Source organism: Acidovorax sp. 56 (assembly GCF_002749705.1).
GTDB lineage: Bacteria > Pseudomonadota > Gammaproteobacteria > Burkholderiales > Burkholderiaceae_C > Acidovorax.
The window spans coordinates 2421633-2435163 of record NZ_PEEV01000001.1; the positions used below are offsets into that span (position 1 = coordinate 2421633).

Sequence of the window (13531 nt, forward strand, 5' to 3'; positions counted from 1 at the left end):
GTGAACGGCGCTGCCTTACTTGGCAGGGGCCGCTTCTTTTTTGGTAGCAGCTACCGCTGGTGTAGCGGACTCCTCCAGCACTTTTTGTTCATAAATTTCAGCCAGGGCACGCTTGTACTCGGTCGGGAAGACCTTGACGAACTTGCCACGCGATGCCGCCCAGTTGTCCAGCAGTTCGCGCGCACGCTTGCTGCCCGTCCAGCGGTTGTGGTCCTCCAGCAGCTTCTTGAGCTGGGCTTCGTCCGTCTGGCCGTTATGCCAGATGGCGCGCGGCACCGTGGCCTCTTGCTCCGAGGCAGGCAGGATGCGCTCCAACGTGACCATGGACATGTTGCAACGCGTGTCGAACTGGCCGTCTTCGTCGTAGACATAGGCGACACCGCCGCTCATGCCCGCTGCGAAGTTGCGGCCGGTCTTGCCCAGCACCAGCACGGTGCCGCCGGTCATGTATTCGCAGCCGTGGTCACCCGTGCCTTCGACCACCGCCGTGGCACCCGACAGGCGCACCGCAAAGCGCTCACCGGCCACGCCGCTGAAGAAGGCCTCACCCGTGGTGGCGCCGTACATCACGGTGTTGCCCACGATGGTGTTGCGCACCGCGTCGCCGCGGAAGTCGATGCTGGGGCGCACGATGACGCGGCCGCCCGACAGGCCCTTGCCCGTGTAGTCGTTGGCATCGCCAATCAGGTACAGCGTGATGCCGCGTGTGAGGAACGCACCGAACGACTGACCGCCCGTGCCTTCCAGCTGAATGCGGATGGTGTCGTCAGGCAGGCCTTCGGGGTGGGCGCGGGTGACAGCCCCCGAGAGCATGGCGCCCACGGAGCGGTTCACGTTGCGGGCCACTTCGATGAACTGCACGCGCTCGCCCTTTTCAATGGCGGGCTGGCTGCGCTCGATGAGCTTGCGGTCCAGCGTGTGCTCGATGTTGTGGTCTTGCACATCGACGTGGAAGCGCGGCACGTCGGCAGGCACGCTGGGCTGAGCGAACAGGCGGCTGAAGTCCAGGCCGCGTGCCTTCCAGTGCGAGAGGCCAGCGCGCATGTCGAGCAGGTCGGTGCGGCCGATCAGGTCGTCGAACTTCTTGATGCCCAGCTGGGCCATGATCTGGCGCACTTCTTCCGCGATGAAGAAGAAGTAGTTCACCACATGCTCGGGCTTGCCCGAGAACTTCTTGCGCAGCTCGGGGTCTTGCGTGGCCACGCCCACGGGGCAGGTGTTCAGGTGGCACTTGCGCATCATGATGCAGCCCTCGACCACCAGCGGAGCGGTGGCGAAGCCGAACTCGTCAGCGCCCAACAGCGCGCCGATGGCGACGTCGCGGCCGGTCTTCATCTGGCCGTCGGCCTGCACACGGATACGACCGCGCAGGCGGTTCAGCACCAGGGTCTGCTGGGTTTCGGCCAGGCCGATTTCCCAGGGGCCGCCGCAATGCTTGATGGACGACCAGGGCGAAGCGCCCGTGCCGCCGTCGTGCCCGGCGATCACCACGTGGTCGCTCTTGCACTTGGCAACGCCCGCCGCAATGGTGCCCACGCCCACTTCAGACACCAGCTTGACGCTGATGCCTGCGTGAGGCGCCACGTTCTTCAGGTCGTGGATCAGCTGGGCCAAGTCCTCGATGGAGTAGATGTCGTGGTGTGGTGGTGGCGAGATCAAGCCCACACCCGGCACGCTGTGGCGCAGCTTGCCGATGTAGTTGGAGACCTTGCCACCCGGCAGCTGGCCGCCTTCACCGGGCTTGGCGCCCTGGGCCATCTTGATCTGGATTTGGTCGGCCGACGACAGGTATTCGGCCGTGACGCCAAAGCGGCCCGACGCCACCTGCTTGATGCGGCTGCGCAGCGAGTCACCGTCCAGCAAAGGCAGATCGACTTCGACGTTTTCCACACCGATCACGCTCTTGAGCGTGTCGCCCTTCTTGATCGGGATGCCCTTGAGTTCGTTGCGATAACGCGCTGCGTCTTCGCCGCCTTCACCGGTGTTGCTCTTGCCGCCGATGCGGTTCATGGCCACGGCCAGCGTGGCATGGGCCTCAGTACTAATGGAGCCCAGCGACATGGCGCCGGTGGCAAAGCGCTTGACGATTTCCTTGGCGGGCTCAACTTCGTCGATCGAAATGGCCTTGGCGGGATCGATCTTGAACTCGAACAGGCCGCGCAGCGTCATGTGGCGCTTGCTCTGGTCGTTGATCAGCTGGGCGTATTCCTTGTACGTGTTCCAGTTGTTGGCGCGCGTGCTGTGCTGCAGCTTGGCAATCGCGTCAGGCGTCCACATGTGGTCTTCACCCCGGGCGCGCCAAGCGTATTCACCACCGGCGTCCAGCATGGTTTCGAGCACGGGGTCGTCGCCAAACGCCGCCTTGTGCATGCGGATGGCTTCTTCGGCGATTTCGAACACACCGATGCCTTCCACACGGCTGGCGGTGCCGGTGAAGTACTTGCCCACGGTTTCCGTGTTCAGGCCGATGGCCTCGAACAGCTGGGCGCCGCAGTAGGACATGTAGGTGCTCACGCCCATCTTGGACATGATCTTGGACAGGCCCTTGCCGATGGCCTTGACGTAGTTGTAGATGGCCTTGTCGGCCGACAGGTCGCCGCCCAGCTCTTTGTGCATGTCGGCCAGGGTTTCCATGGCCAGGTAGGGGTGCACGGCTTCGGCGCCGTAGCCCGCCAGCACGGCGAAGTGGTGCACTTCGCGGGCGGTGCCCGTCTCAACCACCAGGCCTGCCGTGGTGCGCAGGCCTGCACCCACCAAGTGCTGGTGGATGGCCGACAGCGCCAGCAGCGCGGGAATGGCCACTTGCGTGGCGCTCACAGCGCGGTCGCTAATGATCAGGATGTTGGCGCCGCCCTTGATGGCGTCCACGGCCTGCGCGCACAGCGAAGCCAGCTTGGCTTCCACGCCCTCACGGCCCCAGTCCAGCGGGTAGGTGATGTCGATGGTCGCGCTCTTGAACTTGCCTTGGGTGTACTGCGCGATGTCGCGCAGCTTGGCCATGTCGGCAAAGTCGAGCACGGGCTGGCTCACTTCGAGCCGCATCGGTGGGTTGACCTGGTTGATGTCCAACAGGTTGGGCTTGGGGCCGATGAAGCTGTTGAGCGACATCACGATGGCCTCGCGGATCGGGTCGATCGGTGGGTTCGTCACCTGGGCGAACAACTGCTTGAAGTAGTTGTACAGCGGCTTGTTCTTGCCCGAGAGCACGGCCAGCGGGCTGTCGTTGCCCATGGAGCCGATGCCTTCTTCGCCGTTCTTGGCCATGGGCGCCATCAGGAACTTGATGTCTTCCTGGGTGTAGCCAAAGGCCTGCTGGCGGTCCAGCAGAGGCAGGTCAGCGGCCTGGGGTGCAGCAGCCTGGGCACCGGCTTCGATGCTATCGAGCTTGATGCGCAGGTTCTCGATCCACTGCTTGTAGGGCTTGGTGTTGACGACGTTGGCCTTGAGCTCGTCGTCGTCGATCATGCGGCCTTGTTCCAGGTCGATCAGGAACATCTTGCCGGGCTGCAGGCGCCACTTGCGCACGATCTTGTTCTCAGGCACGGGCAGCACGCCCGACTCGGAACCCATGATGACCAGGTCGTCATCGGTGATGCAGTAGCGCGAGGGGCGCAGGCCATTGCGGTCCAGCGTGGCGCCGATCTGGCGGCCGTCGGTGAACACGATGGAGGCCGGGCCGTCCCACGGTTCCAGCATGGCGGCGTGGTATTCATAGAAGGCGCGGCGGCGCTCGTCCATGGTGGTGTGCTGCTCCCAGGGCTCGGGGATCATCATCATCACGGCCTGGCTGATGGGGTAGCCCGCCATGGTCAGCAGTTCCAGGCAGTTGTCGAACGTAGCGGTGTCGGACTGGTCGGCGAAGCTGATGGGGTAGAGCTTTTGCAGGTCGGCCGCCAGCACGGGCGAGGCCATCACGCCTTCGCGGGCCTTCATCCAGTTGTAGTTGCCCTTGACGGTGTTGATTTCACCGTTGTGCGCCACATAGCGGTAGGGGTGGGCCAGCGGCCACTCGGGGAAGGTGTTGGTGGAGAAACGCTGGTGCACCAGGCCGATGGCCGAGATGCAGCGCTCGTCCGACAGGTCCTTGTAGTACACACCCACCTGGTCGGCCAGCAGCAGGCCCTTGTAGACCACGGTGCGGCTGGACATGGATGGAACGTAGTATTCCTTGCTGTGCTTGAGCTTGAGCGCCTGGATGTTGGCGCTGGCCGTCTTGCGGATCACGTACAGCTTGCGCTCGAGCGCGTCCTGCACGATCACGTCGTTGCCACGGCCGATGAAGACCTGGCGCAGGATGGGCTCCTTCTTGCGCACGGTGGGAGACATGGGCATGTCCACATTGACCGGCACATCGCGCCAGCCCAGCAGCACCTGGCCTTCGGCCTTGATGGCGCGCTCCATCTCCTGCTCGCAAGCCAGACGCGAGGCATGCTCCTTGGGCAGGAAGATCATGCCGACGCCATATTCGCCAGAGGCAGGCAAGGTCACGCCTTGCTTGGCCATTTCTTCACGGTACAGCGCGTCGGGAATCTGGATCAGGATGCCGGCGCCGTCGCCCATCAGCGGATCGGCCCCCACAGCACCACGGTGGTCGATGTTTTCCAGAATCTTCAAGGCCTGCGTCACGATGTCGTGGCGCTTGATGCCCTTGATATGGGCCACAAACCCGAGGCCGCAGGCGTCGTGTTCGTTACCCGATGAATACAAACCGTGTTGTTGCAGATGCTGGATCTCGGCAGCCGTGGTCATGGCGCACTCCTCATATTTTTCGCAGGGATGCCGAGATTAGTGCAATGCAACATGGGATGCAAGCAAATTAAATAGGGTCAGATACTATTTAAATTCCAACAAAATTCATCAACAAATTATTGGGGACATATCAAATTAGGGCGCACCAATCCCTTTGGGCAGCTCGCAATCAGTGGTCAGTCTGCGCTTTGCGAGGCCTTCCAGGCTGAGAGCGGGTCACGCGGCGCGCTGTCTTCGCCTGGATTTCCTCCAAAAACGTCGCAGACCCCAGCGCCCACCCGTTCAAAGCAGAGTCCACCAGAGACTTTTGCTGCGATGCGGCCAAGCCAGACTCGAGCAGGGCCAAATAGGCGGCTTCGCGCGCGAAGGGAGTGTTGCCCAGCGCCCAGTAGCGAGCATGGGGTGAAAGCAGGCGGTCATTGCGCAGGCCCAGCCAATGGGATGCACTGGACCACCGATAGTCAGAAGCTTGCACCACCAAGCCGCTACGCACCGGATTCAGGTCCAAAAACACCATGCAAGGCAAAAGATAAGCCTCAGCGTCTAGCACCGTAGAGCGGTAGCGCCCTTCCCACAAAGTGCCGGTGCGACCATGGCGGCGGTTGAAGTACTGGGCATAAGTGCGGCCCACAGATTGCATCATCTTGGGCAGCCCGTCTGCAAAATCAGGTGTCGCCAGCAAGTGGAAGTGGTTCTCCATCAGCGCATAGGCATGCACTGCCACGCCATGCTTGAGAGCCTGCTCGGTCAATTGCGCCAGAAAGACTTCAAAGTCGTCGGCATCGGCAAAAATGGGCTGGCGGTTGTTGCCCCGCTGAATCACATGGTGCGGGTAACCGGGCAAAGTCAGTCGGGGCAAACGGGCCATGGGAGGCGTTGGCCAAAGCGGCCATGCGGCAAAAAGGGACGATGATAAATGCGTCCCCTATTTCCGGCGTGCGCCTGCACCCAATGGCGGTTATGACAGCACCGCCTCTGCCTCCAACCCAAATCTGTGACCCATGGACTGCTGAAGGCCAAACTCATCCAACAAGGCTGCCAAGCGTTCTACCGCGCTGCGCTTCTTTTGCCCGGTGTAGCGGGCAATGATCAGCTCATTTTTCATGCTGTGCTCCCACCCCACCAGCTCCGTCACCGTCACGTGATAGCCACGCGCCTCCAGGTACAGGCACCGCAACACGTTGGTGACTTGGCTGCCCAGCTCGCGGGTGTGCAGCGGATGCCGCCACAGCTCTGCCAACGGAGTGCGTGCCAACTGCAGCGCCTTATCGCGGCGCAAGCAAGCGGCCATCTCAGCCTGGCAACAGGGCACCAGCACCATGGCACGGGCCCGCTTTTGCAGACCAAACGCAATGGCATCGTCGGTGGCGGTGTCGCAGGCATGCAAAGCCGTCACCACGTCCATCTGCTCTGGCAACTCTGCCACCCCCATGGACTCGGCCACAGAGAGATTCAAAAACGACATGCGATCAAAGCCCAGCTGGGACGCCAATCCACGCGACCGCTCCACGAGCTCGGCACGCGTTTCAATGCCGTAAATATGCCCGCGCCCCAGTTGCTTGAAGAACAAGTCGTACAGGATAAAACCCAGGTAGGACTTGCCAGCCCCGTGGTCGGCCAGTCCAGGACTGCGCCCCTCTTCTGAAAACTCTTTCAGTAAAGGTTCGATGAAATTGAAGAGGTGGTAGACCTGCTTGAGCTTGCGACGGGTGTCTTGGTTCAGGCGGCCATCGCGGGTCAGTATGTGCAGCTCTTTGAGCAGCTCAACAGACTGCCCTGGGCGCAACTCGTCCAACACAGAAGATGGCTCTGACGGCTTTTTACCGCCAGCCGCCCCGCTGGATGCGCGACCTGCATCCGGCATGCCTTTGCGTTTTGTTTGTGAGCTTGCCATGCCTTACTTTCCTTCACCAGAGCGATCCATGACGCCGTGCACGGGACAGCGTGCCCCCACATCCAACTCAGCCCAGCCCTGCGTGCCAAGACCTTCCAGAACTTCGATATTTCGCTCAAAAATGGCGTCCGCCTCTGGAAACACCGCCACCGCCCGGTCAATGCTCTCTTCGCGCAGCAGGTGCAAGGTGGGGTACGGCGTTCGGTTGGTGCAGTTGGAGACATCGTCCAGCTGCGTGCCAGCAAACTGAAATTGTGGGTGAAAAAAAGCCACTTGCAGCAGGCCATCGAAATCCAACGACTGGACCAAATCGTCCACCAACGCAGTGAAATCGTTGAAGTCCAGAAAATCAGCCATGCAGCGAGGCGCCATCAGGAGCGTGGTGTCTCGAACCTCCGGGGAGATATCAGACAAAGCCAGCAACTCCCGACGCACATCCGCCAGCAAGGTGTCGGCCTCCGTGGCCGCGCTGACGACATAGTGCACTTGCCCTTTGACATGCACACCCTTGGCAAAGGGGCAGAGGTTGAGCCCAATCACGGCGCGCTCCAGCCAACGGACGGTGTCTTCAATCACGATCGCCTCCAAGCCATCCTGGGCCAAAAGGGTCGCGCTAGAGCTATCTGGGGTGGTCGAAGTCATCGCACAAAGAGGCCAAAGCCGCAGCAAGAAAGAGGCGGATTGTATGCGTGCCCCTTTCTGCCTCGTTCTGGATCAACCCATCAGACGCAGACCAGACAAACGCTCGTGCTCCCGAATGGCAAACCGGTCGGTCATGCCAGCGATGTAATCGGCCACGACCACAGCCCGAGCCTGCGCATCCCCCTGCTGTGCTTTATCGGCATAAGCCGGCTTCATCTCAGCAGGCCGGTCCACATAGATCGCAAACAACTCCCGCACGATGCGTTTGGCATTACCCGTGGTTTCCATCACTTGCGGATGGCGGTACAAAGCCCGAAACAAAAACCGCTTGAGCTCCAAGGATTGCTCACGCATGAATGCACTGAACTGCACCAGCACAGGCATCCTGCGTACAGCCTGGACATCGGCAGGCTGACACTCATCCAGTGCCAAGCGCGTTGCTGCAATCACGTCATACACCTGCGCACTGAGCATGCGACGAATCGACTCATGCAAACAGCGCCGCTGCATAGATGGTGAAGCCAGCTGAGGGTGTTCTTTCAGCGCTTCTGCGCGATAGCGATCAAACAAGGCCACTTCTTCCAGCTGGGCCATGGAGAGCAACCCAGAACGCACACCATCATCAATATCGTGGGCGTTGTACGCAATCTCATCCGCCAGATTGCACAACTGGGCCTCCAAGCTGGGTCGCATTTTTTGCAAGAACCTCGCCCCCACTCCCTGCGGCTCGCTCATCTCAAGCAACTGAGCATTTGCAGGCGAACAGTGCTTCAAAATTCCCTCTCGGGTCTCAAAACTCAGGTTCAGACCATCGTAGGCGGGATAGCGCTCTTCCAAGCGGTCCACCACCCGCAAACTTTGCAGATTGTGCTCAAAGCCCCCAAAGGGCTTCATGCATTCATTCAACGCATCCTGCCCCGCATGCCCAAACGGCGTGTGCCCCAAATCGTGCGCCAGCGAAATCGCCTCGACCAGGTCTTCGTTAATGCACAGCGTGCGGGCAATAGACCGCCCTAACTGTGCGACTTCCAAAGAATGGGTCAGCCGAGTACGAAATAAATCCCCTTCGTGGTTCAAGAAGACCTGCGTTTTGTAAACCAGCCGCCGAAACGCCGTGGAATGGACAATCCGATCCCGGTCCCGCTGGTACTCCGTGCGCGTTGGCGCGGCAATCTCTGGGTATTGGCGCCCCCGGCTAAACGCAGGATCACAGGCGTATGGAGCAAGCAATGGAAGTTCCATTTAAAACTGACTCTAGCGCTTTAACAGAAAGCGCTAAAAGCTATCAAAAGCATAGCAATTAAGCACAACAGGCGTCGATCACTTCACGCACCAAAGCGTCTGGCGCTGGACGGACCACAGCCTTGCCCGGCCCATCGATCAACACAAACCGGATTTCACCAGCTTCCGATTTCTTGTCGATGCGCATCAGTTCTAGGTAGCGACCTGCATTGTCCTTAGGGTCGATAACCGGGCCCTTGATTGGCAACCCCGCGCGCTGAATCAGCGCTTTTAAACGCTCAACGAACGCAGCATCCAACATCCCCAAACGGCGAGACAACTCTGCCGCCATAACCATGCCGGCAGCCACACCCTCGCCATGAAGCCAAACACCGTAGCCCATGCCTGTTTCAATGGCATGGCCAAAAGTGTGACCAAAATTCAGGATGGCGCGCAGGCCGGACTCTCGCTCATCTTCCGCAACCACCAGGGCTTTAATCTCGCAGCATCGCTTGATGGCATATGCCAGCAAAGAATGATCCTTGGCCATCAATCCATCCATTGATGATTCAAGCCAGTCCATGAAGTCAGCATCGTAGATGGGCGCGTACTTGATCACCTCCGCCATACCTGCACTCATCTCTCGGGCAGGCAGTGTGTCCAGCGTGTCGACATCACAGATTACCAGCTGTGGCTGATAGAAGGATCCAATCATGTTTTTGCCCAGGGGATGATTGATAGCCGTCTTTCCACCCACAGAAGAATCCACTTGCGCCAGAAGCGTCGTAGGCACCTGCACAAACGGGATACCGCGCATATAGGTCGATGCGGCAAAACCGGCCATATCCCCAATAACACCACCACCGAGGGCAAAAATTACTGCCTTACGATCACAACCATTTTCCAAAAGACAGTCGAATATTTTACTTAAAGAATTCCAGTTTTTCTGGGACTCACCATCCTGCAAAACCAAAACAAGAACATTAGAAAATTTATTATCTATTTTTCCAATCAATAGATTGGTATAAATTGGAGAAACAATGTCATTCGTAACAATCAATGCAGAAGAGCCTGATGGAATGTAAAAATCATCACCTGCATCAAAAAAACCTTGACATATTTCAATCAAATAAGATCGCCCCTCTAAACCGACACAAACACTTGAGAATTTGCGATACATATTTAAAAATTCAATATCAATTCACAAAAGCAAAAAGAGCAGACTAGCTGCTCTTTTTGAACAATCACCTACAATTTAATTGGGGGAATTGCACGCCGAGGATCCATAGGGTGGCTTTCTGAAAGAGCCATTAGTAACATCACCCTCAAGTCCTTGGGTCAGATAGAGCTTCTCTACAGAACCTTCAGAGCCAGCAACATTGGTCGTTACCTTTACAGCATAGTCAATCCAATAAGCAACGCTCTGGGGATATTCAACTTGGATAGTTGCTCGACCGTTAGTACCAGTCACTTGCCCACCGACATAAGAAATAATCACATCAGCTTTTCTCGGCTCAATGACACCATTACTATTGACATCTTCACCAGCATCCAAAAGGCCATTGCGATTGGTATCCTCATTCAAACAGATAAAAGGTGTGCTTGTATAAGTAATCGCGTCACCGACAACATCAATTCCAAGAGCTTTTCTATAATATCGCAAATCTACGCTTGCAGAAATTTGAGCATTTGAAACAGCATTACCAGCCGCATCAGCAACAGCCACATCAAACTTCTTAATGTATGTCAAATTATTAGCCCCCGCAGCGAGCAAATTATTATCACCCAACGTGATAGAAAGTGGAGAGTTCGCCACCGTCATCGTTGCGGACCGTGAATCAGGGCAAGCACCATTTGCAATTGCAGCATCCGTTAATGCATAACATGCGCGAATCAATACTCCATTCGTTGGGCTAGAACGGGTCCCCGCAATATAATCAGCTGTTGCAACACCATTTTGATCCGTATAGACGGTTGCAGATCCGGTAGAAACTTGCTCACCAGCACCCAAACTAGGCTCCACAATTTCAAATCTGACTCGAATATTTTTAATCGCACGGTTTGACGCATCTTGAAATATTGCACGCAAAGCAGCTTTATTTGTCGTAGCACCGTTCAGATTTGGTGCAATGGTATTTGGCGTAATCGCGAGGCTCGCTGCTGAAATCACGCCAACCGCATCCGGCACGCTACCAGTAGGACCCACGATCTGAATTTCACGGCTTTTCGTGACCCCCGATGCCGCTGTTACTACGGTGTAGGTCCCTACGGTCGTGGGAGCAGCCGACAAATTCGCTGTTGCAGTACCTGTGGAGTCCGTGGTCACAGTGCCTTTGAACCCCAAGCTTCCAGAAAGAGAAATAGGAGTATTACCAATACCCACGCCATTGACATCCACAACCTTGACGGTCAAAACAACACTAGCCCCCGGTGCAGGCGCTGCAGGTACTGTCGACAACGCAATGTCGCTCCCCGTCACGGTGATGGTGTCAGTCTTTGCCTTGCCACCTACAGTCATATTTACAGTAATAGTTCTATTCGATTTATTACCGCCCATCGAAATCTTTCCAACGGCCTTCCCCGACGTATCGGTAGTCGTATTCGTTGGCGTATAAATACCAGAACTCAAATTGACCTTGAAATCCACACCTGACACAGGATTGTTGTTTGCATCCAGTGCTGTCGCAGTCAATGTCGCCTCATCCGCACCAGAATTTGAAATAGAACTCTTATCTAACACGTAGTCAAAACTTGCAACAGTGGCTGCAGTACCACCGGGCGTCGTACCAGCGCTGCCACCGCCGCCACCGCAAGACGCAAGGAGTGCGATAGTCGCTATCGCAAATAAATTTCCGAAAAATTTCATAATTCAACACCCTCTTTTCAAAAAGAATCAACGACTAACGGTGCGATCCGTAATAACTTTTGGCGTTATAAAAACTAACATCTCGCGCTTGACCGATTCTTTTGTTCTATTTTTAAACAAATTACCAACAACAGGAACATCGCCCAATAAAGGAATCTTATTTTCCTGATTGGATTCTTCCATTTCAAAAATACCGCCAATTACCACCGTTCCGCCATTCTCAATCAGGACCTGCGTCTTAATGTGCTTTGTATCAATAGCAACACCCTGAGTTGTGGTCTCACCCCTGCTGTCCTTGCTGACATCCAAATCAAGAATAATATTTCCCTCGGGGGTAATCTGAGGGGTAACCTCTAACTTCAAAACTGCTTTCTTGAACGCAATGGTAGTAGCTCCATTCGGAGCGGTTACGGAGTAAGGATACTCTGTACCCTGCTCAATCAAAGCCTTGGTTTGATCAGCAGTGATCAGACGCGGGCTAGACACAATCTTCCCCTGCCCATCCGCCTCCATGGCAGAGAGTTCAAGAGTTAAAAATCTATTCGCTGCCGAATTGAATATAGAAAGAGCGAAAGATCCAAAATTATCAACACCAGAAAGCGATGCCGGCAAATTAACAAATGTTCCACCAGTGTTGACTGTAGTTCCATATCCCGCCGAGCTTGTGGCGTTTGCGTAACTCGTACCAAAAGCGACACGGTTATTTCCACCGATCCCATAGCCGCCATCACCGCCCAACTGTGCGCGAAGATCACCTCCGCCCAGTTTTACCCCAAGAGAGCGACCAAAAGTATCGCGAGCCTCAACAATGCGTGCTTCAATCATCACCTGACGCACTGCGACATCTAGCGTTGATAGCAACTTACGAACCTCCTCCAATTTGCTTGGAGTATCCGTGACAAAAAGCTGATTGGTGCGAGGCTCAGATATAGCACTTCCTCGCTCAGAAAGAAATCTATTGGACGTTCCACCACCACCGCTGCTAGACGAACTGGTAGTCAACTGCGTCACCATATCGGCCGATTTAGCGTAATTCAGCTGAAATGCTTGGGTTTTTAATGGCTCTAGCTTTTGAATTGAAAGTGCCGCTTCATAATCTTTTTTGGTGCGATCATCTATTTCATCTTTTGGCGCAATCCACAAAACACTACCGGTCTTGCGCATCCCCAATCCCTTGGCATCCATAATGATCTGCAAGGCTTGATCCCACGGTACATCCTTTAATCGAAGGGTCAGTGCACCGGTAACCGTATCAGAAGTGACAATATTGAAATTAGTAAAATCAGCAATCACCTGCAACAGAGATCGAACTTCAATATTTTGAAAATTCAAAGAAAGCTTTTCACCACTGTAATTGGGGCCTTGAGTCAATTTTGATAAATCAACTTTCTTCTGCCGAACTTCGATGACAAATTGATTGTCGCTCTGATAGGCACTATGTTCCCAATCACCTATGGGCTCGACAAGCATACGCACCTTGTCGCCTTGTTGAGTCGTGGTGATTGACTGAACAGGAGTCCCGAAATCAGCTACATCCAAACGCCGACGCAGCCCCTCGGGCAAGCTTGATCGCAAAAACTCGATAGCTAAACCTTTACCCTGTTGCCGGAGGTCCACGCCAATCTGATTGTTTGGCAGTTCAACAACAATTCGGCCAGCCCCATCAGCACCTCGCCGAAAGTCGATGTCCTTCAGTGTTAAAACTTCATTGTTATAGCTATCGGCAAACTTTGCAGTTTGCTGCACAGGAGCGCTTGAAGAAGCACTGACGGGATCTAGCATGATAAGCAGCGCACTACCCTGAATTTCAGCCCGATACGACGTAGGCTGCTTCAAATTGAGGACGATACGCGAACGCCCACCAGCTTCCACGACATTGGCAGACTTCAAATTACCCTGATTGATGTCAACAGCATTTTTTCCAGTTGCATTGGAGGCCCCTGGAAAATCCAAAGCAATGCGTGCAGGAGATTGAGTCGCAAAGCCGGTTGGCAAACCTGCAAGAGGCTCTGCCAAATCAACCCGAAGAACCTCAGCCCCGCCTTGCAATGAACCGGTCACAGACCGAATAGCTTGCTGTGCCAGCGCAGCTGTTGACAAACAAGTGATGCAGATTGCAACAGCTGTATGTTGGAAAACTTTCATTATGGAATCACTTT

General features: G+C 55.8%; 8 protein-coding genes. All 8 read right to left on the reverse strand.

Annotated elements, in window-relative coordinates:
* Positions 1-15 precede the first annotated feature (15 nt).
* Positions 16-4749, reverse strand: a complete 4734-nt coding sequence (locus tag CLU88_RS10755) for a glutamate synthase-related protein (RefSeq protein ID WP_099656588.1) — start codon at positions 4747-4749, stop codon at positions 16-18.
* Between the two features lie 169 nt (positions 4750-4918).
* Complete coding sequence (locus CLU88_RS10760; protein WP_099656589.1) at positions 4919-5617, reverse strand: transposase; 699 nt, start codon at positions 5615-5617, stop codon at positions 4919-4921.
* 90 nt (positions 5618-5707) lie between these two features.
* Positions 5708-6643, reverse strand: a complete 936-nt coding sequence (locus CLU88_RS10765) for an SAM-dependent methyltransferase (RefSeq protein ID WP_369827630.1) — start codon at positions 6641-6643, stop codon at positions 5708-5710.
* A 3-nt stretch (positions 6644-6646) separates the two neighbouring features.
* Entirely contained in the window at positions 6647-7285 is a 639-nt protein-coding gene (locus CLU88_RS10770) for a DUF1415 domain-containing protein (RefSeq protein ID WP_099656591.1), read from the reverse strand.
* 72 nt (positions 7286-7357) lie between these two features.
* Positions 7358-8527 carry a deoxyguanosinetriphosphate triphosphohydrolase gene (locus tag CLU88_RS10775; RefSeq protein ID WP_099656592.1) on the reverse strand — a complete coding sequence of 390 codons (1170 nt, stop codon included), beginning with the start codon at positions 8525-8527 and terminating at the stop codon, positions 7358-7360.
* A 58-nt stretch (positions 8528-8585) separates the two neighbouring features.
* Positions 8586-9686 carry a 3-dehydroquinate synthase gene (gene aroB / locus CLU88_RS10780; protein WP_099656593.1) on the reverse strand — a complete coding sequence of 367 codons (1101 nt, stop codon included), beginning with the start codon at positions 9684-9686 and terminating at the stop codon, positions 8586-8588.
* Between the two features lie 75 nt (positions 9687-9761).
* Complete coding sequence (locus tag CLU88_RS22780; protein ID WP_143225978.1) at positions 9762-11372, reverse strand: Ig-like domain-containing protein; 1611 nt, start codon at positions 11370-11372, stop codon at positions 9762-9764.
* 27 nt (positions 11373-11399) lie between these two features.
* Entirely contained in the window at positions 11400-13517 is a 2118-nt protein-coding gene (gene pilQ, locus CLU88_RS10785; RefSeq protein ID WP_233205597.1) for a type IV pilus secretin PilQ, read from the reverse strand.
* Positions 13518-13531 lie beyond the last annotated feature (14 nt).

Excerpts from the sequence above, each read along its gene's own strand:
- CLU88_RS10765 (WP_369827630.1), bottom strand. The coding sequence starts at position 6,643 with ATGGCAAGCTCACAAACAAAACGCAAAGGCATGCCGGATGCAGGTCGC.
- aroB (WP_099656593.1), bottom strand. The coding sequence starts at position 9,686 with ATGTATCGCAAATTCTCAAGTGTTTGTGTCGGTTTAGAGGGGCGATCT.
- pilQ (WP_233205597.1), bottom strand. The coding sequence starts at position 13,517 with ATGAAAGTTTTCCAACATACAGCTGTTGCAATCTGCATCACTTGTTTG.
- CLU88_RS10775 (WP_099656592.1), bottom strand. The coding sequence starts at position 8,527 with ATGGAACTTCCATTGCTTGCTCCATACGCCTGTGATCCTGCGTTTAGC.
- CLU88_RS10755 (WP_099656588.1), bottom strand. The coding sequence starts at position 4,749 with ATGACCACGGCTGCCGAGATCCAGCATCTGCAACAACACGGTTTGTAT.
- CLU88_RS10760 (WP_099656589.1), bottom strand. The coding sequence starts at position 5,617 with ATGGCCCGTTTGCCCCGACTGACTTTGCCCGGTTACCCGCACCATGTG.
- CLU88_RS10770 (WP_099656591.1), bottom strand. The coding sequence starts at position 7,285 with ATGACTTCGACCACCCCAGATAGCTCTAGCGCGACCCTTTTGGCCCAG.
- CLU88_RS22780 (WP_143225978.1), bottom strand. The coding sequence starts at position 11,372 with ATGAAATTTTTCGGAAATTTATTTGCGATAGCGACTATCGCACTCCTT.